The sequence below is a fragment of the Paraburkholderia silviterrae genome (assembly GCF_004353915.1).
Taxonomy (GTDB): domain Bacteria; phylum Pseudomonadota; class Gammaproteobacteria; order Burkholderiales; family Burkholderiaceae; genus Paraburkholderia; species Paraburkholderia silviterrae.
Genome location: NZ_SMRP01000026.1, coordinates 18,069 through 41,709, shown reverse-complemented (window position 1 = coordinate 41,709; position 23,641 = coordinate 18,069). Strand labels below are relative to the sequence as shown.

Below are 23,641 nucleotides of genomic sequence, written 5' to 3'. Positions count from 1 at the left end.
CGCCCGCCAGACAGGGCGGACAGACATTCGATCGAAAACCGGCGTGTCGTCCGCTGATTGGCACCCCGCATACTCCGGACCGCGAGTCAATAGAGGTATTTCTTCCGCCTGAAGCTACAGGCCTGGCCGTATTGGGCTATCGATCCGCTGTCCGGATCAGCCTGGAAGTTCCCAGCAGTTCCATGCCGCAATCGGCCCACGGCCCCTCTGCCCACAGAACAAACAGGGGCGGTCGCGTGGGCCGAATCCCATGAAAACGGCGATTACAAACCTTCCGGTCTCACAACGAGATTGCTCTTGACCTCGGCCACGCCGCCAACGCCCCGGGCGGCTGCAACGGCCAGTTCAACCTGGCTCGCTTCCGGAACGGACCCGCCGAGCGTCACCACACCGCTTCGCGCCACCACGACGAGGTTGCTCGTGTTGAGCCCCTTCGTCTTCGAGAGATTGCGCAATACGTCTTTCTGAAGCCTGCGGTTCTCCGCCCTGACCGCCTTCTTGCTTGTGCCGCTGACGCTTGCCGGCACGGCGGATCCCGCGTCCGGTGTGCCGCCCTGAGCGTGGCCGAAGATCGTAACCGCCATGAGGAGCGCGCCGGCTGCGCCCCGGATTGACTTGATGGACTGCACGTTTCTTGTCTCCTTGAGATGGGAATGGAACGGCGAGGCTAAAACGTGTGCCGGATGCCGACAACGGTGCCGACGGAGGTTCCCGCTACTTCGTAGAGCGCGCCGATCATCGACAATCCCGTGTCCATGGCGCCATGATTGTTCACCACGCCAACCTGCGCATAGAGGGTGGTTCGCTTCGACAATAAATAGTCGGTGCCCAGCGCCCCCAGCACCGAGTGATTGGTCGTGTGGTTACGATCGCTCGTCACCCAGACACCACCGTTGATGTCCAATGCCGGGGTCACATACCAGGTGGCGCCACCGCCGTAGACGTTTGCGTTGAATGATCCCGCGACCTTGTAGTTGACGAACGAGCCCTTCACGGTTAGCGCTCCGAACTGATACCCTATGCCCAGCATCCGCCCTTCGTATTGCACGGTCGTGGGAACGGGCGTCTGCGCCGTGCCGCCGCTGTTGCCGTCGTAGAACGCCGCATTGACGGTCAGGCCGCCAAGCCCGTACTTGAGGCGGATCGAGTACTGCCGGCCCGCCTGAAAGTTGCCCGGCTCTCCACCGAACGCATACAACGCGCTGGCCTGAAGGCCGCTCACTACAGGGCTGGTATAGGAAATCGCGTTGGCGTTGAAAATACCCGTGCCGAGCACGTTGTCCACGAGCGGTATTGCACCGCTGCCGAATAGCGAAAGACTGCGCGGATCGGCATCGTATACGGCGAGGAAGAAGGGCGAAAACTGCAGGCCCAGCTTGAACTCGCCGGGCGGCCCGTCGATGCTCACCCACGCCTCGCAGCCGAACAGGTTGCCGTTGCAGTGAAGCAGGCCGCCGTTCGCGATGTTCAGGCCGCTGACGAGGCGGAACTTCGCCTTGTATCCGCCGCCAAGATCTTCCGTTCCCACCATGCCGAACTGCGAATAGTACGAGCCGCCATCGATCACGGAGAACTGCTTGCCCGCGTTGCCACCCGTGGCTGGATCGAGCGTCTTGTTCGTATAGAGCAGGCCGCCATCCAGTACGCCGAACAGCGTGACACTGCTTTGCGCCTGTGCGGCGCCGCTCAGCGCGATCCCCATCGCGCATGCCGATAAACTCTGTAGTACGAATCTTTTTCTCGACATCTCATGTCTCCATTACCTGCCGCATCGAGTGCGGTCTGCATTTTTTCGGAAAATCAATCGTGGGCCGCCCGCTTGCTCGCCACGCCCACGGGCACGCGCCAATCCGCAAACCGCCGTGGGCGGTGTCGGACGATCGTCATTGCGCGTCAGGAACGCACGAGGCAATCGGGGCCGAGCCACGGATAGCGCGCCGTATCGGCACCGCCGTAGTCGGGATCGAGATAGACATAGCAGCGCTGAATCCGGAAATCGCGAATCTCGAAGACGTCGCACCAGCGCCCCGCATGGGTCACGCCAGCGCGCCAGGCGACGCCGTCCCTGGTCTTGCCGCTCGACGTCCCCTCCGCCACGACGAGGTCGCCCTGCTGAATGAAGTTGATGCTCGACACGTCATGCGACACTGCGGAAAGAATGCCCATCAGGTCGGCGAAGAACTGCTCTATTTGCGCCTTGCCGCGTGCAATGCCCCACTTGGGGAAATAGACTTCGGCGTGGTCGTCGAAGAGCTCCAGGAGGTTTGCGCCTCTGTCCATCCGTTTGAAATACTCGAGCGCGATAGCCTTTCTCTGCTCGTCCGTCATCGTTCTGATTTCCATCGTTGGCACCTTTCAGGAGTGAACTTATACAATTCGTATGACTAACTATTAATGGCGCGCAATATTTACAGAGCAAGCGGGCGCCGCCTGTATTCAGTCTTGCGCGTATAACGGCGACATGTCCGCCACCGCCGCAGGCGCAAGCAGCCGGCTTTCGGCATGGATGTCGAACGGCGCGAGTTCGCGCAGGAAATCGTTCCAGCGCGCCGATTCCCGCAGGCACTGGCGGTGCTTAAAAGAGGCTTCGAGGTCCGGATAATGCCAGTACAGCAAAACCTGATTCAGCGCGCCGGCAATGCTGTAGAAGCCCGCGCACAACCCCCTCATGACGACGGCATCGTCGGTCAATGCGTGCCGCGCAATCGCTTCCCAGCATGCCGGCACGCCGCCCGCGGCAAAGGTCAGTGTCAATTCCCCCATCACGCTCCCGGTTCGTGGCGAAGCGAACACCGGTCCCTGCGCGGGCAGCCGGTCCTGCCCGTTACCCCAGTGCGGTGTCAGCGCGGGCAACGGCGCGGGCGCGAGAAAGCGGCTCTCCTGGCGCCTGATGAGCGGCCTGACCGCGCGAAAATACGGCTGAAGCACCTCTTGCCGGTACAGGCCGAACAGGCGCGTCTGCCAGTCTTCGAAGCTGTCGTAGCGATACAGGCTGACGATCTGATCCGTGGCGCCGCTGCGCGTTGCATACGTGCCGATCAAGCGCTCGAGGATGGGGCGCAGCCCATGCTCGCCGCGCTCGCTTTGCGCATTCCAGAACGATACCTCGGCTCCTGGCGCGAGGGTGTACACGCGGTGCTCGATCAACATGCCAGACTCCCCCTGATTCGTTGCGTGGCCGTGTTTGCGGGATCAAACGGGCTGCGCGCCTTCGTAGGCCTGCTGTAACAGGTCGCGGATCGCACCACGCTCGATCGGGCGCGGGTTCGGATAAGGCGTCTCGACAACGAGGTCCGCGGCACGATCGAGCCCCTCCTCGTGCATGCCCAGCTCCCGCAGCGAACGCGGCACGCCAAGCGCCGCGCCCAACGCCCGCAGGCCCGCCACGGCGGTCTCGCTGCCCAGCGCGCGGGCAATGCGCGCCATCGCCTGCGGCGCGGCCGACGCGTTATAGGCGAGCGCATACGGCAGGATGACCGTGTGGACTTCCGCGTGCGGCAGATTGAAGGTGCCGCCCAGGGTATGGCACAGCTTGTGGTGCAGCCCCATCTGCACATTGCCCAGCACCGCGCCGCACAGCCAGGCGCCGTACTGCGCGTCACTGCGCGCGTCGAGGCCAAACGGCGTTTCGCGCAACCGGGGCAGCGCGCTCGCGAGCGCCCGAATGCCCTCCTCGGCCATCAGGCTGTAGACGGGGTTGCCGTCGCGGCCATAAAGCCCCTCGGCCGCATGCGCGATCGCGTTCATCCCGCTCGTCATGGAGAGCGGTGGCGGCAACGTCAGCGTCAGCTCGGGGTCGTAGATCACGCTGCGCGGCATCACCCGCCAGTCGCGCCCGGTCTTTTTCAGGCCGCCGTCGGTGATGCCATAGAGCGGGGTCATTTCGGAGCCCGCATAGGTCGTCGGCAAGGCGATAATCGGCAGGCTCGATTCGAGCGCGATCGCCTTCGCGAGACCGATCGTCGAACCGCCGCCGATTGCAACGCAACCGTCTGCGCCGAGACGGCGGGCGGTCTCGATGGCCTCGCGCGCCACCTCGAGCGGCACGTGCATCACCGCCTTGCCATGAACACCGGCGCTGCGCTCGCCCAGGATCTCGGCAACCTGCTGGCCGATGCCAGTTTGCTCCGGTGTGGTCAACACAAGGGCGCGTTGCATCCCCAGGTTTTTTAATTCCTCGATCAGCTGATGACGGGAGCCCGGACCGAAGACGACCCGGGCCGCACGCGTTTCGTGCACGAAAGCTTGCATGGTCACTACCTTTTCCTCAATGTCCTGCGCTTATGGCTGACGCCCGGTGAGCAGCGTGCGCGCATAGCCGATTTCGGCATCGCGAATGCCGTGCTCGATACCGGCATCGATCTTCAAGGTCACGTGCGCGCCCGCATCGGCGAAGTGCTGCGCCGTTTCGCGCACGCTTTGCGCGGGCACATGGGGGTCGTCGTCCCAGCTCGACAGCAGCACGGGCATGTCTTCGAAGGCGTGGTGTCCGCTATCGCGGCGCATGCCGGGCGGGCCGATCAGTCCGCCCGTGAACGCAACGAGCGCTCCATAGCGCCGCCGCGCGCGCCACACGAACTCGCTGCACAGGCACGCGCCCTGGGAAAAACCCATCAGCACCTGCGATTCGTAGGGAAAGCCCTGCTCGCACAGCGCGCTCGAGAGCGTGTCGAGGCCCGCCAGCGCGTGCGAGAGGTCCGGCTCGTTGTCGTCGAGCGGCGCGATGAAGCGCTGCGGATACCACGACTGCCCGGCGGCCGCGGGGGCATGCCAGACGAGGTCGCCGCGCCCGAAGCGCCCCACGACGGCGTCGTGCATCCACTCGGGCGACTGCCCGCGCCCATGCACGAGGATGACCGCCAGCGCGGCCTCGCGCGGCGCGCAGCCGTACACCAGCGGTGGCTGGGCCAGATGCGGATTGGCGTTCGACATGGTGCGCGGCTCCGGCTCAGAACTCGAGTTTCTCGAGCGATGCGATGATCGTGGCGCGCTGGCTCTCGAACTGCGGCGCAATCTGGACCTTCGAGCCCATCGCCTCGTACGTCTCATCGATCAGGAATGCTTCGGGCTTCGAAACAGTCGCCTCGAACATCGCGCCGGCCGGCGTGCGCACGTAGATCGACTCGAAGTAGCCGCGGTCCTTGCGCTCGGAGGTGTCGGTGAAGCCGAGCCCCTCGAGGTTCGCCTTGACCTTGTCCTGCACCGCGCGGTCCCTCACCTGGAACGCGCAGTGATGGACGATGCCCTCGCCATAGGTCCAGCTCGCCTGCGGCAGATCCGGCGTGAGCACGTAATCGACGAACTGGCCCGGATGCCCCGCGCCCTCGCCGAACGCGAAGCGCGTGTGGGTGCCGTCACGGGCCACCTCGTGCGCGCTCCAGCCCCGCTGCATGAACTCCTGCGAGGGCTCCAGCTCGCGCACGTTCACGCTGATCGTGTGCAGCCCGCGAATCGCGAGATCCGCCGGCACCTCGCCGTTCGACCATGGCTGGCGCGCATCGTCTGCAATGCCAATCATCTCGTAGGGAATGCCGCAGGGATGCGCGAAGGAGAGCACGGGCTCGCCGAAGCGCTCGGAGCGCTTGACCTCGAAACCGTGGTCGCGCAGGCGCTTCTCCCAGAACGCGATAGCCGAGACGGGCACCGAAAGCGAAAGCCCGCCGATCTGTCCCGCGCCCCGGTTGCCACGGCGGCCAAAGTGCGCGACCGGGAAGCAGGTGATGAGCGTGCTTTCCTCGCCGCGGTCGTTGCCGTAATACAGGTGATAGAACGGTGCGGCGCCGTCGTAGATCAGCGTCTTCTTCACGCTCTTGAGCGCGAGCACCTTCGTGTGGAAATCGTAGTCGTGCTGCGCCGAGCCAACGCACAGCGTAATGTGGTGGTGGCGCAGGATGGCTTCTTGTGCTTCGGTCATGTTCGTCTCCTTCATGTTTGATGCAAGTGCGCGAGCTCGCGCGAATTGTGGCTGAGCGCTCAGCCGGCGGACGGCTCGTCCGTCATGGCGGCGTCGACCAGGTTCCAGATGAAGCGGCCCGACGGGTCGCGTTGCTCCTCCGCGATATGCGCGATCAGCCCGGCCGCGCGGCTCAGCACGGCGAACCCGCGCATCAGCGCGGGCGGGATGCCGATGTCGCCGAGCAGCGCCGCGATCGCGCCCGTCGCGTTGATCGTGATGTGCCGGCCCGCGGTAGCGTCGACAGCGGCGGCGAGACGCGCGAGCGCCTCGCAGTGCGGGCCATAGGCCCCCACCTCGCGCGCCAGCGCGAGCAGCGCAACCGCGCGGGGGTCGTCGGGCTTGTGAAGGTGGTGGCCAAAACCCGGCACGGCTTCGCGCCGCGCCCGGTAGTCGTGGGCGATGCGCGCCGCCTGGGCCTCGCCGTCCTCGCTCGCGACGATGCTGCCCAGCAGTTGCGCCGCCGGCTCCATCGTGCCGACAAAGCGGCTCGCCACCGCGAGCAGCCCCGCCGCCACGCCCGCCTGCAGGTTTTCCGGCGAGCTCGCATAGATCATGCGGGTGGCAATCGCGCTAGGCGTCATGCCGTGCTCCATCAGCGTGACCAGCACGGCATCGACGATGCGCCGCTCGCCAGCGCCCGGCACGCGGCCGAAGGTCTGCTTCATGAACACGTCGATGAAGCTCGCCTTGCCGAGCAGGTCGCCCACGAGATCGGCATCGCCGTAGTAGACCGCGTCGGTCGTGTAGTGGCAGAGCGCCGTGCGCGGCGTGCGTGCGTCGTTCATCGCACTCATGCTTCGCTCCGCAGGGTCAGGATCGCCTCGCGCACCGCGGGCTTGAGCACCTTGCCCACCGCGCTGCGCGGCAGCTCGTCGAACAGATAGACGGACTTCGGCGTCTTGACCGAGCCCAGCTCGCGCTTGACGAGCGCGACCAGCTCGTCGGCTTCGACACGCATGCCGGGGCGCAGCTGCACAGCCGCCTGCACGGCCTCGCCCCATTTCGCGTCGGGCACGCCCACCACCGAGCAGTCGGCCACCGCCGGGTGGCTCGACAGCACCACTTCGACATCGCCCGGGTACACGTTGAAGCCCCCCGTGATGATCACGTCGCGGATGCGGTCGCGCAGAAACAGATAGCCCTCCTCATCGAACACGCCCGCGTCGCCGGTGCGCAACCACCCGTCCACGAGCGTCTTGTGCGTTTCCTCCTCGGCGTTCAGGTAGCCGCTCATCACGAGGCCGCCGCGCACCGCGATCTCGCCCTCCTCGCCCGGACCGAGCGGCTCGCCCGACTTGTCGACGATCGCGACGCGCGTGAGCAGCGTCGGCCGGCCCACTGAGGCGAGGCGCTCGCCGCTCATCTCGGCGGGCCGCAGGAACGTGATGATCTGCGGCGCCTCGGTCTGGCCAAACGAGGTGCAGAGCACCGGGCCGAACACCGCCTGCGCATCGCGGATCTGCTCTGGCCGCATTGGCGCGCCGCCATAGACGAGGTAGCGCAGGGCCGGCAGCGCACGCGGGGCGCGGCGCTGCTCAGCGCTCAGCGCGAGGACCAGCGTGGGCGGCGCGAAGAAGATCGTCGCGCCGTGCTCGCTCGCGGCGTCGAGCAGCCCGGCGGGCTTCGCGTGCTCCGGGAAGATCAGCGCGCCGCCCGCGCCAAGCAGCGGCAGCATATAGGTCGAAGTGCCGTGCGTGATGGGGGCGGCCACGAGATAGCGGTCGTCGGGCGTGAGGCCCAGTTCGTGGATCTGCGTCGCGATGTTCGTATTCCAGGCGCGCAGCGGCTGGATCACCCCCTTCGGGATGCCGGTCGAGCCGCCCGTGAACTTGATCGCCTGGGCCTCTTCGAGACCGGCGCCGCCGCGCGCATAAGGGCCGAACGCCACGGCCGGGGTGTCGCCGCCGTCGCGTGCGAGATCGCCCAGCGCTCGCAGCGGCGCGGGCACACCCGCGAGGCGTTCGAGCATCGCCTCGTCGGCGAGCACGAGCGAGGGCGCGACGAACTCCACGATCCGCCGCAACTCGGGGTCGCCGTTGCGCGGGTTCAGCGGCACCCACACCTTGCCCGCTGCCAGCACGGCGAGCAGCGAGAGCAGATGATCGACCGAATTGGCCGCGCCGATGCCCACACGGCTGCGCGGCAGCGGATCGAGGCGCGTGAGCGCCGCGGCGCGCCGCAGCACCTCGGCGGCCAGCGCGTCGAAGGTCAGGTTGCCGTCAGGGCTCACGATGGCGGTCCGGTGCGGATGACGATGCGCGGCGCGCCACAGGAAATCGATCGGGTACATGCAGGGTTCTCCGGAATTCGCGGAGCCCGGGACTTCCGGCTCCTTGGATCGCATTTTAAATTTATTCGATTGTTCGAACATTCGGGCATACCCTGGAGGCTGCTGCTATACTGACGCCATCGCGGCCGCCGCGCGCCGCCACTCGTCCCGAACGCCATGCCGCCCATCACCGACGCGCCCGACGCCTCCATGTTCGACGTGCCGCAGCCTCGCCATGTCGACCTCGCCCGCACGCTCACGCAGGACATCCGCGAGGGCCGCTTCGCGGTCGGCGACATGCTGCCGACGGAGGCGGAGCTGTGCGCGCAGTGGGGCTTGAGCCGCTACGCGGTGCGCCAGGCTATCCAGAAGCTGTGCAATCTCGGCCTCGTCACGCGGCAGGCGGGCGTCGGCACGACCGTCCTTGCGGACCGTCCGCAGACGCGCTATGTGCAGTCGATGGACAGCCTCGCCGATCTCGCGCTCTATGCGAAGGGCACGCGCCTGCGCGTGAACGCGCGCCGCACGCTGCAGGCCGACGCGTCGCAAAGCGCGCTGCTGCGCTGCGCTGCGGGCGCGAAGTGGCTGCATCTCGAAGGCGTGCGCTACGGCGGCGCGGGCGCCGACGAGCCCATTGCCCTCGTCGACATCTACGTGAACGCGGAGTACAGCCGGCTGACGGGGCTCTCCAAGACGCTCGACAAGCCGGTCTACACGATGATCGAGGAGCAGTACGGCATCAAGGTCACGCGCGTCGAGCAGGAAATCCAGGGACTGCTGATCGAAGGCGCCGCCGCCGACGCGCTGCAGGTGAAGAGCGGATCGGCGGGCCTGCGCATCGTGCGGACCTATTTCGTGCGCGACAAGGTCATCGAGGCAACCACCGGCGTGCATCCGGCTAGCCGCTTCAGCTATGGCATGTCGTTCAGGCTGGCCCAGAGCGCGGGCTGAGCCGCGCCAGCGGAAAACGCCGCGCGCTGCGGCTCGGCAACCCGCCCGCCATGCGTGGCTCCAGAGGACATGATCGGATGAAACTGCACCAGTTGCGCGTCCTGCTCGCGCTCGCGCAGCACGGCAGCATGCATGAGGCGTCGCGCAGCCTGCACGTCTCGCAGCCCGCGCTTTCCAAGGCGATCGCCGAGCTCGAACGCGAACTGGGCGTGACGCTCATCTCGCGTTCCGTGCGCGGCGTGAGCCTCACGAACTACGGGCGTGCGCTCGTCAAGCGCGCGAGCGTCGTCGAGCACGAGCTGCGTCACGCGCTCGAAGACATCGAGTCCATGCGCGGCCACGCCGAGGCGCAACTCAATATCGGCTTCTCGGCGGTGGCCTCGAGCGGCCCCTTGCCGGAAGCCATCGCCGCGTTTCGCGCGCGCTTTCCCGCCGTGGCGATCCGCGCCTACGAAATGCGCCCACAGCAGATCCTCGAAGGTCTGCGCGAAGGCCATCTCGATCTTGCGCTCATCTCCACGAATAGCGGCCCCGGCACCAGCGCGTTTCAGTGGGAGCCGCTCTTTTCGGTGGGCATGCTGGTGGCCGCGCGCCCCGGCCACCCGCTCGCGCGCACGACGCGCATCCGTTCGCTCGCCGATGCGGAATGGCTCACGCTCGATCCACTCGACGACCCGGGCAGCCCGCTCGCGAGCCTGATGCGCCTGCACCGGCTGGAGATGCCGCGCAATGTCGTGCAGAGCAGCTCGAACCTGCTGGGGCTGCAGCTCGCCACCTGCACGGACCTGATCAGCGTGTGGTCCGATTTCGTGTTCTATGGCCGCACCGGGCCGCTCGCGCTGAATCCCGATGCGCTCAAGCCCCTGCCGATCCGCGATGAATTACCGGACTATCACGTCTTCATGGTGTATCGCTCGCCCGATCTGATGACGCAGACCTGCCTCGAATTCAGCAAGGAGATTCGCCATCGCGGAAGCAAGATGGTCTCGCCGCGTCTCGCGGCACAGGCGGCGTCGCGCGGGCGCAAAGGGAGCGGCGCGCAGACGTAACGAAGCACGCCGAACCTTCGATGAGAAATTCCGGGGCCAGCAATATCGCAGCGGGAAATGAAAAAGCCCCGATGCGCGTCGGGCACATCGGGGCTCATTGCATGCGGTCGCGACTATTCAGGCTTCAATACGCCTCAGGCACGAGCCGATACGGATAGTCGGGCGCCACATAGCCCTTGTCCTTTTGCCGCGCGGGAAGACTGACCTCGCGCCGCTTCACTTCCTCGTAGGGGATCTGGCTCAGCAAATGGCGGATGAGGTTCAGCCGTGCGCGCTTCTTGTCGTCTGCGTGCACGACGTACCACGGCGAATGCTCGGTATCGGTCGCGGCAATCATGTCGTCGCGTGCCCGTGAATAGTCGTACCAACGCCTGTACGATTCGAGATCCATTGGCGAGAGCTTCCACACCTTGCGTGCGTCCTTGATGCGCGATTCGAGCCGCCGGGTCTGCTCTTCCGGACTGATCTCCAGCCAGTACTTCATGAGCGTCACGCCGGCACTCTGAATGGCCTGTTCGAGAAGCGGGACGTCATGCAGGAACTGAACCGCCTGTTGCTCGGTGCAGAAGCCCATCACGCGCTCGACACCCGCGCGGTTGTACCAGCTACGGTCGAAAAGAATGATCTCGCCACCGGCGGGCAAATGCGGCACGTAGCGCTGCATGTACATCTGCGACTTCTCGCGCTCGCTGGGCGCAGGCAGCGCGACCACGCGAAAGACGCGGGAATTCACGCGCTCCATGATGGCCTTGATCGTGCCGTCCTTGCCCGCGCCGTCACGCCCTTCGAATAGCACGCAGATCCTGGCGCCGGTCGCCACGGCCCACTCCTGCAGCTTGACGAGCTCGACACTGAGCCGGTCCAGCTCTTTGCGGTAGGCCTTCTCGCTCATCTTCGCTGCTTTCGCGGCGCCGCCGGCCTTTTGCACTTTCTCTGACTTCTGGACCTTGCCAGTCTTGTCGGCCTTATCGGCCTTATCGGCCTTATCGGCCTTATCGGCCTTATCGGCCTTATCGGCCCTGGAATCTTTCGCCATCGATACCTCCTCCAGTACGTGCTTCAACAATTAAAAAGCACTTCGCACTATCGGGTGGCATCAAATACGCGTCAATGATCTTAGTCAAGCACTCGACCGGGCTATCGGATCAAGCTCCCGCACACGCAAAGCCCCTCGATTCAGGCCTTGCGCAGGCCATTCAACACGAGCCGCGCTTCCAGCCCGCCGCCCGGGCGGTTGTGCAGCGAAAGATGCGCCCCCATTGCGAGCGCCAGTTGACGTGCGATCGCAAGGCCGAGCCCCGTGCCGCCCGTGCCGCGGTTGCGCGAGGTTTCGAGCCGGTAGAACGGCTCGAACACCGCTTCGAGCGAAGCCTCGGGAATGCCCGGCCCACGGTCGAGCACCGAGATCGTGACCTGAGCATCGCCAGGCCCCCTGGTGAGCGCAATTTCCGCCGCGCCCGCGAACTTCAGCGCGTTGTCGACGAAATTGCCCACGATGCGCTTGAGCGCCTGGGCGCGCGTGACCATCGCGAGCGGCGCACGCGTCTCGTAGCGCACATCGCTGCCAGCATCGGTGTAATCGCACACGAGGCTGTCGAGCAGCGCGTCGAGGTCCACGCGCATCGGCACTTCGGCCGCGCCATGCAGCGTGCGCGCGTAGGCCACGCCCTCCTTCACGAGCTGCTCCATTTCCTGCAAGTCCTGCCTGAGCTTCGTGCCTTGGGCATCGTCGTCCATGACGTCCACGCGCAGGCGCATGCGCGTGATGGGCGTTTGTAAGTCATGCGAAATAGCAGCGAGAATCTGCATGCGCTCGGCCATATAGCCGGCGATGCGCGCCTGCATCGCGTTGAACGCGCGCGCGGCGCGCGCCACCTCGGAGGGGCCGTCCTCCTCCAGGTGCCCGGCCTTGAGGTCGGGGCCGAGCGCGTCGGCGGCGCGCGCGAGCGCATCGAGCGGACGCGTCGCGATGCGCACCGCGAGCCAGCAGCACACGGCCAGCACGACGAGCTGCAGGATCAGCACGAGCGGCAACCAGCGCGAGAGCGGCAGCGACGGTTGCGGTCGCACGTCGATGGTGAGCGGCGCGCCGTCGGTCAGACGCAGATGCACCTGCAGGTGCTCGCGCTCGCCGGGAATCGCATTGGCCGTGAGCGCATAGTGCTTGCCGATGCCTTTCTCGATGGCCGCCTCGTAGCGCCGCGAAAGTTGCGCGTCGGGCGCGACGCCGGGCACGCCGGGGCCGAGCACGAAGGTGTAGCTGCGCCGCGCGAGCCGCGGCAGCCAGGCGGCACGCTCCGCCGGCGGCAGGTTGTCGAGCAGCGCCACCGAGCTGGCCACCTCGCGCTCGACGTAATCCATCATCATGTTGGCCGTGGTTTCGTCGCGCTCGGTGAGCGTGAGCCAGAACGACAGCGTCTGCGCGAGCGCGAGACCCACGCAGAGAATCAGCGCGAGCCGTGCGAACAGCGTGCGCGGCCAGCGCAGGAGATGGCGTCGCGCGCCAGCGGCAGTTTCGCCGCGCTGCGCATCATGGCTTGCCGTGCTCATTGCGGCCCTTCGATCACGCTCACGGCCGCCGAGAACACATAGCCCTCGTTGCGCAGCGTCTTGATGTAGCGAGGCTCGCGCGCGCCATCACGCAGGCGCTGCCGCAAACGGCTCACGAGCAGGTCGATCGAGCGGTCGAACGCGTCCGCCTGGCGCCCTTGCGTGAGGTTCAGCAACTGGTCGCGCGTGAGCACGCGCTGCGGGTTATCGAGGAACACGCGCAGCAGCCGGTATTCGGCGCCGGAGAGCGCGACGAGCGTGCCCTCCTCGTCGAGCAGATGGCGCGCCGTGGTGTCGAGCCGCCATTCGCCGAAGCCGAGCATCGACGCCGTCTCGCTCACCTGCATGCCAGGCGGCAGCATGCGCGCGCGGCGCAGCACCGAGCGGATGCGCGCGAGCAATTCGCGCACGGCGAAGGGCTTGGCGAGGTAATCGTCGGCGCCCATTTCGAGGCCGACGATACGGTCGGTCTCCTCGCCGCGCGCCGTGAGCATGAGCACCGGCACCGTGCGAAAGCGCCCCGCGCGCAGGTCGCGGCACAGCACGAGGCCGTCCTCGCCCGGCAGCATGAGGTCGAGCACGATGAGGTCGGGCGCGCCGCTTTCGAGCGCCGCGCGCATCTCACGCCCGTTCGCGGCGAGCGTCACGCGCATGCCGTTCTTTTCGAGGTAGTCGGCAATCAGCTCGCGAATGCCGCGATCGTCGTCGACGATCAGAATGTGGTCGGTCTTTTCCATGCGCCGATCATACTCCGCGCGCGGCGGCGCCTGTGGCGCTTCTTGTGGCGCTTCTTGTGGCGCTTCTTGTGGCGCTTCCTGTGCCGCTCGTGCCGCGCCCCGGCGACTGGCGTCCGCCATTGGGTGCGATCTTCTCGCGGCGCGTCAGCACCGCAAGCGAACACGCAAGCGGATACACCGCCTCGGTCGCAAGACCGCCCGCCAGCAGCGCGCATACTGCAAGGAGCCGCCTCATGCGTCCTCCACCACTGAAAGGCTCGCGCCGTCGTTCAGGCCGGCCTCCAGCGAGAAAACGTCCACGCCTTCGAGGCAGCCGAGATTCACGCGCCAGAGCGCGGGATCCTTGCGCGTCTGATGAAAGGGATAGATGCCGCAATGCCGGCAGAAGTAGTGCTTCGCCACGCGCGTATTGAACTGATAGAGCGTGAGGGCGTCTTCGCCGCTCACGATGGTCAGCTCGCCCGCGGCAAACAGCGGCGACATGAGCGCGCCCTTGCGGCGGCACAGGCTGCAGTTGCAGCGCGAGGCGGGCGTGAGCGCGGTGCGGACCTCGAAGCGCACGGCCCCGCAGTGACACGAACCGTGCTGGATCTCTGCATTCATGCTGCTTTCTCCTCGATGCGTCGATTGCGATGGATGCTTTATAGCGCAGCGCGCGCAGCGCCATGTATCCCTATGTATCTGCGTGTGTGGCCGATACAAAACATTGCACGTTGGCGCTAATTTGCGGGCTTGCAGGACGCGCAGGACGCACGGTATCAGAATCGCGCGGCTTGCACGCCCAAGGTGGCATCGTCGAGAATGTGCACTTCCCTCACTCATTGCCATGCCATGAAAATCGCCGCACTCTCGGACATTCACGGCAACCTCGCCGCGCTGGACGCCGTACTGCGCCATGTCCGCTCGCAGGGCGCCGACCTGATCGTCAATCTCGGCGACATCGTCTCCGGCTCGATCTCGCCGGCTGAAACAGCAGACCGACTGATGGCGCTCGATCTACCCACCATACGCGGCAATCACGAGCGGCAGCTGCTTGCCGGCGATCTCGCGGGCATGAGAACGTCCGACCGCTTCGCACGCGCGGCGCTGCGCGCCGATCAGCTCGACTGGATCGCCCAGTTGCCAGCGACGCTGCGCGTCGCGGACGACGTGCTCATGGTTCACGGCACGCCCGAAAACGATCTCGACTATTTTCTCGAGACCGTGACCGAAGCGGGATGCCGCGCCGCCACTCAGGCAGAAGTCGAGCGCCGCGCAGGCAACGGCCACGAGCGGCTGATTCTCTGCGGACATACGCATGTGCCGCGCAGTGCGACGCTCGGCGACGGGCGTCTCGTCGTCAATCCGGGCAGTGTGGGACTGCAGGCCTATGAGGACGACGTCCCGTGGCCGCACCGGATCGAAATGGGCTCGCCGCACGCGCGCTATGCAACCGTCACGCGCACGAAGTCAGGCTGGGATGTCGAATTCCATGCGGTCGAGTACGACTGGGACGCGACGGCAGATCTCGCGCGCGCCAATGGGCGGCCCGACTGGGTGACGGCGTTGCGTGAGGGGCGCTGTTGAAACAGCGTGTTGTCCGGCTCCAGTCACGCGATCTTCAAAACCCCCTGGCCGGGCGACCCACGCGTGAACATCCAGAACGAGCGCGGCAAGGCCAAGGTGTATCAGGTGCGACAGGTTCTCGAAGCGCTCGACAAACTGAAGGAAGGATGACCATGACCCACGATCGCTACACCTACCGCATTACGTGGTCCCCGGAGGATGGGGAGCACGTCGGGCTCTGCGCGGAGTTCCCGTCTCTTTCGTGGCTCGACAAAACGCCGGAAGCTGCTCTGAGTGGCATTCGCCGGGTCGTCGACGAAGTCGTGCGCGATATGACCGCGAGCGGCGAGAAGGTCCCGGAACCCATCGCGTAACGCGCGTCTACCGCCCCCGCCTCGCCACCGCCAGCGCCCGAACCGCCACCGCCGCCGCGGCGACACCAGACGCCGCGCCCACCACGAGCGCCCAGCGCGGCCCCCAGTGGTCGGCCACCCAGCCCACCAAAGGCGCGCCAATGGGTGTGCCGCCCAGCGCCACGGCCAGCCGTATCGCCATCACGCGCCCGCGCATCGAAGGCTCGGTGGAGAGCTGCATCAGGCTGTTGGTCTCGGTCATCAAGGTCAGCGCCGCAATGCCGATCAGCACCAGCGCCGCGCCGAACCAGCCGTAGCTCGGCGCAAGCGCAGCCAGCGCGCAGCCCACGCCGAACACGGCCGACGCGATCAGCAGCGAGCCAAAGCGCGGGTTGCTGCGATGCGCCCCGAACAGCGCGCCCGTCACCGTCCCCACCGCCATCATCGAGGAGAGCAGGCCATAGCCGCCCGCATCGGCATGAAAGACGCGCACGGCCATGGTGGAGATGAAGATCGGAAAATTGAGGCCGAACGTGCCGATCAGAAACAGCATCACCACGATCGCCTTGAGGTCCGGGCGCGCCCACACGTAGCGCAAGCCCGCCGCGAGGCTGCCCTTCGTGGGCTTCGCCCGCGCGCGCACGCGCAACTCCTGCGTGCGCAGGCGCGTGAGCGACACGAGCACCGCCACGAACGACAGACCGTTGAGCACGAACGCCCAGCCCACGCCCACCGATGCGATCACCGCGCCCGCCACCGCCGGCCCGATCATGCGCGCGGCGTTGAACGACGTCGAATTGAGCGCGACCGCGTTGGCCAGATCGGCGTCGCCGACCAGCTCGGAGACGAAGGTCTGGCGCACCGGCGAATCGAACGCCGTCGTGCTGCCGAACAGGAACGCGAAGACGTACACGTGCCAGAGCCGCACCACGCCGGTAATCGTGAGCACGCCCAGCGCCAGGGCGAGCACGCCGAGCGTGGCCTGCGTGATCATCAGCAGACGCCGCTGATTCATGTGGTCGGCGGCATAGCCCGACCAGGGCAGAAAGAGCATTTGCGGCCCGAACTGCAAGCCCATGACCACGCCCACCGCCGCCGCGCTGTGGTGCGTGAGGCCGGTCAGCACGAGCCAGTCCTGCGCGGTGCGCTGCATCCAGGTGCCGATATTGGACACCAGTGCGCCCGCCGCCCACACCCGGTAGTTGAAACTGCGCAGAGAGCGGAACATGCCGGAGGCGGCGTCGCTCATGGGCCGCTCCTTCGGTCGTGAACGCGCCGCTCGAGCCTGCCGGCCAGCGCGCGCAGCTCGCCCGCGCGCGCGGGGCTCAATTCGGGGAAGGCATCGGCGTGTCGCTGGATCATGCACGCATTCTACGGAATATGACCTCACCCTGAGAAGGCAAGCGTCATATCGCGTTGCGGCGCGTCTCCGCGGCCAATCCCTGCACAACAGCGTCGGGCCCTGCGCGATGCATGAAAGCCGACGCCTCAAGAACCGCCGAGCCTCTAGCCCAGCTGGCGCCCCGCAAAGCGCACGCCCGGCGACGCCTGCTCGTAACTCCCGACGAGCGTGGACGTCACGACGCAACGCGTCGCAGCGATCTTCCACTTGCCGTCGATCTTGCGATACTCGTCTTCGTAATACGCACCAAGCTGCGTGAAAGCGCGCTCGCGCGTGTCGAGCATCTGATAGTGCAGCCCCCACGTGCCGCGCGCATGCAGCGCGTCGAGCACCTCGATCTGCGGATTGACGCCGTGGTGCATCTCCACGATATGGGGATGGCAGCCCAGCCGCTCGAAGACGGCAACCAGCGCGTCACGATCGTCGAATACGCCGATCGCACCATAGTCGATGCGCACCGGCCCAGGCGCGAAGCACTCGCGCATGCCGTGCGGATCCTTCATGTCACAACAGGCGAAATAGCGCGCTTTCAGGCTTCGAATCGCGTCGGCGTCTTCGAGCGCGCGCAAGCGCGCTTCCAGCGTATCCATCGGGTTCATACGGTCTCCTGAGTTCCGGACGCATCCGGATTCCGGAACCCCACGGTACAGGCACTCGCACACCCGCGCATCGTCCAGCCGGACGATGCGCGGCGAAACCCCTCGACGGCTAATGTGGAAAACGACACAGGAGCGCCCCTTTCGCCTAGCCGTCGATCGGCTTCATCGAGTTCAAACAATCCCTGGCGAGTTGCTGATAGAGCCGCGTGCCCGCTGCCTTGCCCGCGATCTCCGCTTCATCCAGAGGCCGCACGACGCGCCCCGGCACGCCCGCCACGAGCACGGCGGCAGGCACGTTCCAGCCCGCCTTGACGAAAGCGCACGCCGCGACGATGGTTTGACGGCCAATGGTGGCGCCGTCCATGATGACGGCATTCATGCCGATCATCACGTCAGGCTCGAGATGGGCGCCGTGCACGACCGCGCCATGTCCGATATGGCTGTTGACGCCCAACCGGCAGGTCTCGCGAATGCCGACGTGCAGTGTGCAGCTATCCTGCACATTGCTGCCTTCTTCAATGAAGATCGCCCCAAAGTCGCCGCGCAAGCTGGCGTGAGGGCCGATATAGCAATGCGCGCCAATGCTCACATCTCCAATCACGACCGCGGAAGGATGCACATACGCGGATGCGTCGACGCGAGGACGCATGCCGTTGAATTCGAAAAGCGCCATAGAGGACTCCGTTGCAGTTGAGGGCATCACCTTATCGGAGCCATCGCGCAAATTCCAGCGTTCAATCGCTTCAGCGGGTCGCCGTCGCACTCGTTCCGGTCCCCGAACAGCGGGCCTTATCCGGTTCTTTAGACGAAACGACGCCAGCCGGCGCGTGTGTATACTAGGTTTTCCGCCGAACCTTCAACCCTGGCGTCCCGATCACTCAACGGCGCTGCGTCGGTCTATACGGATCAACATGAAAGCCCCTTCCCAGCACAAGTCCAGGCGCGCTCTTCCGGGGCTGGATGTGCGCTTGCGCGACGAGTTGAGTCGGAGCGACGGCCACGCGCGTGCAGCGCCCGCGCCTGGCAGCATCACCGATCTGCCATCGGACAGTGCTACCGCGCTGTATCGCCATGTGATCGAGCGGCTCGAGGCGCAAGTGGCCCACAACGACGGCCACCCGCCGATGCGCAAGGAAGAAGTCGACATGATGTGCAGGTGCCTCGTGACCTGCAGGACACTCGACGAAGCGATCCGCTGCGCCGCCTCGTTTTGCCAGATGCTTTATCCCCGGGCCGGAGCGTTACGGTTATCCGTGCAAGAGCGCGAGTCGGTCTTCGAGATGGACTCGTTGCGCCGCACACGCAGCACCGGGGCGAGTCTTGTCGACGTAACGGGCCTGCTGTGTTATCTGCAGTTGTTCAGTTGGCTGATCGCTCAACCGCTGCGCTTGACCCGGGTTTGGCTGGCGCACCCTGAACGCAGCGACGTCATGCCCTTGCTCGGTTTGTTCAATGCACCGGTCACGGTGGATGCGAAAACGTATGGGTTCGCCTTCGAGACTGCATTGCTCTCGCGGCCGGTCGTGCGGCAGCCGGTGGAGCTGGAGGGCTTCCTCGCCCAATTCCCGTTTCAGATCGTCGATGCGGCACCCACAGTCGTTACTTGGGCACAGAAAGCACGAGGGATTCTGGATGGCGCGCTCGAGCGCGGACACGCGCTACCCTCGTTGCAAGACCTCGCGCAATGGTTTGGGCTGAGCGAGCCCACATTGCGCCGCCGGCTCGCTGCCGAGGGCGTCAGCTATCTGGCCTTGCGCGAACGCTCTCTACGCGAGGCCGCTGAGCGCTGCTTGCGGGATACGGACTGGCCGGTCTCGCGGATCGCCAGTCATCTGGGCTTTGGCGGTGAAGAAGCGTTCAGACGCGCATTCGTGCGCTGGACGGGACGCGCACCCAGCCACTACCGGTCTCAAGTGCGCGTGCAGACGTGACTTCGCGGACACGGATAACGCTGGCATAAGCAAAAAAATTAAACGCTGCGGACATGACCGCCCCCAACGCAGTGGCGATGGCAGGCCGATGTATCATTCGCATGCGTACAATCACTCGACCGGCTTTACGATGCCGGATCGCAACATGAGGGAAAGGAATGGATCATCGGCTCGTCTATCTGCTGAACGTGGGGCAGCGACGCCTCCATCGTTGGTCGCAGGCGCGCACGTGGGCGGGCGGCGTGACGGCGGCACAGGCGGGTTTGCTTTTCTTTCTGGCGAAGAACGACGGCGCGTTGACCAATGAAGCCGCGGCCGCGCTCGACCTGAAGGCGCCAGGCATGAGCGGCCTCGTCGATCGCGCGGAACGGGCGGGACTCATCGAGCGTCATGCTGACGATTCCGATCGCCGCGTTTCGCGCCTCTGGTTGACTAAAGAGGGACGAGCGGCGGTCAAGCGCTCGAAAGCCAGTCTCGCTGATTTGAACGCCCGGCTAACCGATGGGTTCACCGACGCCGAGATCGACGTCGTAGCACGCTGGCTGACCAGCCTTCAGGACAAGTTCCCCGCTATCGACGAAGACGCCGCTTAAAGAATTGCAGGGCGCGACACGCGCCCTGCTTCACGCATTGACCGCGTTGCAATTCATTGTCGAGCCAATTTCGTGAAGTCGGGCTTGCGCTTCTCGGCAAAAGCCGCGAAGGCTTCTCTCGCCTCCGCGCTCGCCAGCCGATCGGCAAAGACGGCCCTTTCGCTATCGATTTGCGCGACCAGCTGTGCGGCATCGCGCATCAATCGTTTCATTGCCGTGAGCGACCCCGCTGGGCGCGCGGCGATCCTGGCGGCGACTTCCCGCGCTTGCGCACGCAGTTCCGCTGCCGAGGTCTTCCTGTTCGCGAGACCCCATGCGACGGCCGCATCGGCGGAAACCGGATCGCCTAGCGCGAACATGTCGAACGCCCGCACATGTCCGATCCGCAATGGCAACAGAAGGCTCGACGCCGCTTCAGGCACCAGCGCGAGATTCACAAAGGGCGTGATCAATTGCGCGTCGTCGGAGAGCAGCACGTAGTCACAATGAAGCAGCATCGTCGTTCCCACGCCAACGGCCTTGCCCTGTACAGCGGCAACGATTGGCACCGTCGCCGTCGCGAGCTCCCGCAGGAACCGCTCGACATGCCGCTCGTTCGGGCCATGGCCTGCCGACTGAGCCGCGAATTCTCCGATGTCGTTGCCCGCGGTGAACATGTCTCCATCGGCCTGAAACAATAACGCCCGGATCTGGTCATCCGCGTTCGCCCGCGCAACGGCATCCGCGAGTGCCCCGTACATCTCGTTCGTGAGCGCATTCTTCTTGTCCGGCCGCGACATCGTTACGGTTAGCACACCATCTAAAAGCTCTGACTTGATCGCCTGCATCATTACCTCCCTCTCCTGAAAGCCAAGCGGCACTCTTTGGGAACATCATCTCGCATCTGGTTCGCATGCGAAGTATATTTAAATTCGCATGCGAAGTAAACATGCAAGAAATCGAAGCCGCCTGGATTTGTGCGCAGCAACCGCAAGCTCGCGTGGCCCCATTCCGGGCGAGCTTGCGATTGCGCTGGCGATTCTGCTGGCCAGCACGAGTGCGCATAAGCGGGTATCGTGTGGACTATCCAGAACCTGCACCCGCACCCATGAATCCGGTCCAACGTCATCTTGTCTGCGCACGTCTTGTACTCAAACGTACCGCTGCCATCGCCACGGCGTCTCTCGTGCTCTTCGCGGCTGGATGCGCGACGCCTGCACAGCAGGCTGGGCACAGCACGCAGGCGCCACCGGCGGCCGCCACTTCACTCGATGCCGCGATCGCCGGTCCCCAGCGTAGCGAACGGGCCAAAGCGCGCGACGTTTATCGACATCCGAAGGAGACGCTGCAGTTCTTCGGCGTCGAATCCACTCAAACGGTGCTCGAAATCGCACCGGGCGGCGGCTGGTACACGGATATCCTGGCGCCGTGGCTGCACGAAGGCGGCCATCTTTACGAGGCCCAATACGTCAGCACGTCAGCGGACCTGGCCGCCGAAGACCGCGACACCGACGCCGCCTTTCTGCGCAAGCTCGCGGCGAACCCGGCGCTTTATGGAAACGTCAAGACAGGGACCTTGCACGCAGGCGAATTCACGGGCTTCGATGCGCATGGCCAGTTCGACGAGGTGCTCACGTTCCGCAACATCCACAACTGGATCAAGGATGGCCAGATCGACGACAACTTGCGTGCGTTCTATATCGCGCTGAAACCCGGCGGCGTGCTCGGCGTCGAGGAGCATCGCGCGCGGCGCGGCACAACCGTGCAGCAGATGATCGATACCGGCTATGTGACCGAAGAGTATGTGATCGAGCATGCGCAGAGCGCGGGCTTCGTGCTGGCCGCACGCAGCGAGATCAACGCGAATCCGAAGGACACCAAGGACTATCCGCACGGTGTCTGGTCGCTGCCGCCCAGCTACAAGGGCGGCGACGTGGACCGCGCACGTTATGCCGCGATCGGCGAATCGGATCGCATGACGCTCAGGTTCATCAAGCCATGACGCAGTGGCTGTGCGCCGCCGGCGCGTGTCCGGCCACAACGAGTCGAAAACGATTGGCGCCATGAACGGGTGTGAGCAGCACGCCGCACCACGAACAGCAAGCTATTGATTCGCAATGGCTTTACGCGTTTGATGCCAGGCCGCGAACGCCCGTGTACAGGTAGCATTTCCCCCAGGGTGAGATGAATTAGAAATGATGCAGTATCGCCGGGAGCCTTGTCAGGAAAGGCTTTGCGCGACATGGGCGCATGCGGGAAAGACGCTTCTATTTGCAGCCGGGACAATCTGTGGACAATTTCGGCAAAAATCCGGCATGGGCCGCAAATCGGGGCCCTCGCGTCTTCGCGGCGCGAGCAAGCCCTGCGGCCGAGCAGCATGGCAGCCGGGATCTAGCGCGGAGGGGTATGGCAACGCGTCAGTGGTCGGGATCGACGTAACGCGGCATGAGCAGGATGACCGGCATGGGCTTCTGCTTCCCGAGTATCGGCTTGAGAACCACGCGTTCAGGAATGCGCGACACCACGCGCCTGGCCTCCTCGACCTCGGCGGCGGTGGGCGTGCAAGTATCGATGCGTTCCAGGCGTTTGGCGCACGTTCGGCTACTTCAAGTTCGCGAATGCGACACGCACGACGGGCCTGCTCGGGGAGACCGGTGATGTTTGAAGACACGATGTTTCTCCTTCCAAGGTTGAGGAAACGAAAGTTCAACGATGGAAGCACGCGTCAGGTATTCCGGGCACTGCGCGCAACTTCGAAGCTATGTCATGCCAGTCCGCGATCCGGTCGCATCTACTGAGGTCGCTCCGTGCTCGTCAACGCCGTATAGCTGGAAGATGTTTTTGGCCAGATCGATGCTCAGCAACGCGACGCTCATGACGGCCTCCGCTCAGTCGTGGACCAGGGAGTTCTCATACTGCCATGTCCTCCGATGGATATCGTTCGCATTCATTCACCGAAGGTGGGACGAGGCCATTCCACTATATCCGGACTCGATCGCGGGATGTTCCCGCCGGCCCCGATGGATTTCGCCGCAAAGGTCCTAATCTAATTGGCGGACTCGAGGTCCGAGAAATGTCTCAGGCTTGCCTTTGCGTGGTCCAACCTGTCTTGCCATCGTTCAATACACCTGTGCAACCGTGGATGGGGTTAGTGGCTTTGAAGCGTGATCACTGCGCTGATGTTGCCTCATAGGTTCGGCCGTACGCCAGCAGTGCCCAGATCGTGCGGGCCATCTTGTTGGCGAGGGCAACAGCCACAACGTTCGTTGGACGCCGGGTCAGCATCTGGCGCAAACGCTCTGGCAGATGCCTTGAGCTCGAGATGACCGATCGTGCGCCGTGAATCAACAGCGTGCGCAGGTACATGTCACCGCGTTTGCTGATGCCGCCGAGTTTCACCTTGCCGCCAGAACTGTTCTGTCGTGGCACGAGACCCAGATAGGCGGCAAATTCCCGTCCGGAGCGAAACGTCCTTGCCTGTCCGATGACTGATACCGCGGCGGTCGCCGTGAGCACGCCCACACCTGGAATCTCCGAGATGCGTCGGCATGCATCATCGTTACGGCGCCATTCGAGAATGCGCTTCTCGATCCGTGCGATCTGCTCGTCGAGCGCGCGAAGTCGCGAGAACTGATTTGGCCAGGTCGATGGCAATGGTCGTGGGTTCCATCTGGTTCTCCTTGACGGCGGGACTGCCGAACCAGCAATGTCGCATGATCTGGACTGG

The 23,641-nt window shown here is 65.1% G+C and carries 24 protein-coding genes and 2 pseudogenes; 8 read left to right on the top strand and 18 right to left on the bottom strand.

The features are described 5' to 3' along the window. Nucleotides 1-263 precede the first annotated feature (263 nt). The 9 genes from EYW47_RS32660 to EYW47_RS32620 form a co-directional block, all read right to left on the bottom strand. Complete coding sequence (locus EYW47_RS32660; protein WP_240764014.1) at nucleotides 264-629, bottom strand: BON domain-containing protein; 366 nt, start codon at nucleotides 627-629, stop codon at nucleotides 264-266. A gap of 38 nt (nucleotides 630-667) precedes the next feature. Next, the gene (locus EYW47_RS32655) at nucleotides 668-1,747 is read right to left on the bottom strand and encodes a porin (protein ID WP_133198946.1); all 1,080 of its coding nucleotides are present in this window, start codon (nucleotides 1,745-1,747) and stop codon (nucleotides 668-670) included. A gap of 146 nt (nucleotides 1,748-1,893) precedes the next feature. Continuing rightward, a complete protein-coding gene (locus EYW47_RS32650; RefSeq protein ID WP_133198945.1) occupies nucleotides 1,894-2,343 on the bottom strand; it encodes a nuclear transport factor 2 family protein in 450 nt (149 codons plus the stop codon). Between the two features lie 93 nt (nucleotides 2,344-2,436). Beyond that, complete coding sequence (locus tag EYW47_RS32645; protein ID WP_133198944.1) at nucleotides 2,437-3,150, bottom strand: NIPSNAP family protein; 714 nt, start codon at nucleotides 3,148-3,150, stop codon at nucleotides 2,437-2,439. A 42-nt stretch (nucleotides 3,151-3,192) separates the two neighbouring features. After that, the gene (locus EYW47_RS32640; RefSeq protein ID WP_133198943.1) at nucleotides 3,193-4,251 is read right to left on the bottom strand and encodes a maleylacetate reductase; all 1,059 of its coding nucleotides are present in this window, start codon (nucleotides 4,249-4,251) and stop codon (nucleotides 3,193-3,195) included. A 30-nt stretch (nucleotides 4,252-4,281) separates the two neighbouring features. Continuing rightward, nucleotides 4,282-4,932, bottom strand: a complete 651-nt coding sequence (locus tag EYW47_RS32635) for an alpha/beta hydrolase (RefSeq protein ID WP_133198942.1) — start codon at nucleotides 4,930-4,932, stop codon at nucleotides 4,282-4,284. Nucleotides 4,933-4,948: 16 nt separating this feature from the next. Further along, a complete protein-coding gene (locus tag EYW47_RS32630; RefSeq protein ID WP_133198941.1) occupies nucleotides 4,949-5,914 on the bottom strand; it encodes a VOC family protein in 966 nt (321 codons plus the stop codon). A 59-nt stretch (nucleotides 5,915-5,973) separates the two neighbouring features. Further along, entirely contained in the window at nucleotides 5,974-6,750 is a 777-nt protein-coding gene (locus EYW47_RS32625; RefSeq protein WP_133198940.1) for a citryl-CoA lyase, read from the bottom strand. Next, nucleotides 6,747-8,246, bottom strand: coding sequence for a class I adenylate-forming enzyme family protein (locus tag EYW47_RS32620; protein WP_133198939.1), 1,500 nt, complete (start codon nucleotides 8,244-8,246; stop codon nucleotides 6,747-6,749). Before EYW47_RS32620 ends, EYW47_RS32625 begins: the two co-directional genes overlap by 4 nt. Before the next feature lie 156 nt (nucleotides 8,247-8,402). Between EYW47_RS32620 and EYW47_RS32615 the strand changes: the two genes are divergently transcribed. Then, nucleotides 8,403-9,176, top strand: a complete 774-nt coding sequence (locus tag EYW47_RS32615; RefSeq protein ID WP_133198938.1) for a GntR family transcriptional regulator — start codon at nucleotides 8,403-8,405, stop codon at nucleotides 9,174-9,176. 77 nt (nucleotides 9,177-9,253) lie between these two features. Continuing rightward, nucleotides 9,254-10,225, top strand: coding sequence for a LysR family transcriptional regulator (locus tag EYW47_RS32610; protein WP_133198937.1), 972 nt, complete (start codon nucleotides 9,254-9,256; stop codon nucleotides 10,223-10,225). 124 nt (nucleotides 10,226-10,349) lie between these two features. On the opposite strand, the gene ppk2 is transcribed toward EYW47_RS32610, so the two are convergent. The 4 genes from ppk2 to EYW47_RS32585 form a co-directional block, all read right to left on the bottom strand. After that, a complete protein-coding gene (gene ppk2 / locus EYW47_RS32605) occupies nucleotides 10,350-11,117 on the bottom strand; it encodes a polyphosphate kinase 2 (protein ID WP_205710199.1) in 768 nt (255 codons plus the stop codon). A gap of 284 nt (nucleotides 11,118-11,401) precedes the next feature. Next, entirely contained in the window at nucleotides 11,402-12,775 is a 1,374-nt protein-coding gene (locus EYW47_RS32600; protein WP_133198935.1) for a sensor histidine kinase, read from the bottom strand. Further along, nucleotides 12,772-13,512 carry a response regulator gene (locus tag EYW47_RS32595; RefSeq protein WP_133198934.1) on the bottom strand — a complete coding sequence of 247 codons (741 nt, stop codon included), beginning with the start codon at nucleotides 13,510-13,512 and terminating at the stop codon, nucleotides 12,772-12,774. Before EYW47_RS32595 ends, EYW47_RS32600 begins: the two co-directional genes overlap by 4 nt. 231 nt (nucleotides 13,513-13,743) lie before the next feature. After that, nucleotides 13,744-14,115 carry a GFA family protein gene (locus EYW47_RS32585; protein ID WP_133198932.1) on the bottom strand — a complete coding sequence of 124 codons (372 nt, stop codon included), beginning with the start codon at nucleotides 14,113-14,115 and terminating at the stop codon, nucleotides 13,744-13,746. 228 nt (nucleotides 14,116-14,343) lie between these two features. Here EYW47_RS32585 and EYW47_RS32580 point away from each other — a divergent pair, with 228 nt between their 5' ends. The 3 genes and pseudogenes from EYW47_RS32580 to EYW47_RS32570 form a co-directional block, all read left to right on the top strand. Beyond that, nucleotides 14,344-15,078: a metallophosphoesterase family protein gene (locus EYW47_RS32580; RefSeq protein WP_133198931.1), complete on the top strand. Its 735-nt coding sequence runs from the start codon at nucleotides 14,344-14,346 to the stop codon at nucleotides 15,076-15,078. 6 nt (nucleotides 15,079-15,084) lie between these two features. Then, complete coding sequence (locus tag EYW47_RS32575) at nucleotides 15,085-15,228, top strand: toxin-antitoxin system, toxin protein, HicA family (protein WP_133198930.1); 144 nt, start codon at nucleotides 15,085-15,087, stop codon at nucleotides 15,226-15,228. A 2-nt stretch (nucleotides 15,229-15,230) separates the two neighbouring features. Continuing rightward, nucleotides 15,231-15,428 (top strand): annotated as a pseudogene (locus EYW47_RS32570) (toxin-antitoxin system HicB family antitoxin); the annotation flags it as partial. A gap of 10 nt (nucleotides 15,429-15,438) precedes the next feature. On the opposite strand, the gene EYW47_RS32565 reads toward EYW47_RS32570, so the two are convergent. The 3 genes from EYW47_RS32565 to EYW47_RS32555 form a co-directional block, all read right to left on the bottom strand. Next, complete coding sequence (locus tag EYW47_RS32565) at nucleotides 15,439-16,659, bottom strand: MFS transporter (protein ID WP_133198929.1); 1,221 nt, start codon at nucleotides 16,657-16,659, stop codon at nucleotides 15,439-15,441. A 257-nt stretch (nucleotides 16,660-16,916) separates the two neighbouring features. Then, nucleotides 16,917-17,411 carry a nuclear transport factor 2 family protein gene (locus tag EYW47_RS32560; protein ID WP_133198928.1) on the bottom strand — a complete coding sequence of 165 codons (495 nt, stop codon included), beginning with the start codon at nucleotides 17,409-17,411 and terminating at the stop codon, nucleotides 16,917-16,919. Between the two features lie 145 nt (nucleotides 17,412-17,556). Beyond that, a complete protein-coding gene (locus EYW47_RS32555; protein ID WP_133198927.1) occupies nucleotides 17,557-18,084 on the bottom strand; it encodes an acyltransferase in 528 nt (175 codons plus the stop codon). Nucleotides 18,085-18,322: 238 nt separating this feature from the next. Between EYW47_RS32555 and EYW47_RS32550 the strand changes: the two genes are divergently transcribed. Together EYW47_RS32550 and EYW47_RS32545 are read left to right on the top strand one after the other, a co-directional pair. After that, complete coding sequence (locus EYW47_RS32550) at nucleotides 18,323-19,342, top strand: helix-turn-helix domain-containing protein (protein WP_133198926.1); 1,020 nt, start codon at nucleotides 18,323-18,325, stop codon at nucleotides 19,340-19,342. A 158-nt stretch (nucleotides 19,343-19,500) separates the two neighbouring features. After that, nucleotides 19,501-19,935, top strand: coding sequence for a MarR family winged helix-turn-helix transcriptional regulator (locus EYW47_RS32545; protein WP_133198925.1), 435 nt, complete (start codon nucleotides 19,501-19,503; stop codon nucleotides 19,933-19,935). Between the two features lie 53 nt (nucleotides 19,936-19,988). Here EYW47_RS32545 and EYW47_RS32540 read toward each other — a convergent pair whose 3' ends face one another. Next, the gene (locus tag EYW47_RS32540) at nucleotides 19,989-20,765 is read right to left on the bottom strand and encodes an enoyl-CoA hydratase-related protein (protein WP_133198924.1); all 777 of its coding nucleotides are present in this window, start codon (nucleotides 20,763-20,765) and stop codon (nucleotides 19,989-19,991) included. Nucleotides 20,766-21,022: 257 nt separating this feature from the next. Between EYW47_RS32540 and EYW47_RS32535 the strand changes: the two genes are divergently transcribed. Beyond that, nucleotides 21,023-21,916, top strand: a complete 894-nt coding sequence (locus EYW47_RS32535; protein WP_133198923.1) for a class I SAM-dependent methyltransferase — start codon at nucleotides 21,023-21,025, stop codon at nucleotides 21,914-21,916. A 1,166-nt stretch (nucleotides 21,917-23,082) separates the two neighbouring features. Here EYW47_RS32535 and EYW47_RS32530 read toward each other — a convergent pair. After that, nucleotides 23,083-23,577, bottom strand: a pseudogene (locus tag EYW47_RS32530) (IS110 family RNA-guided transposase); the annotation flags it as partial. Nucleotides 23,578-23,641 lie beyond the last annotated feature (64 nt).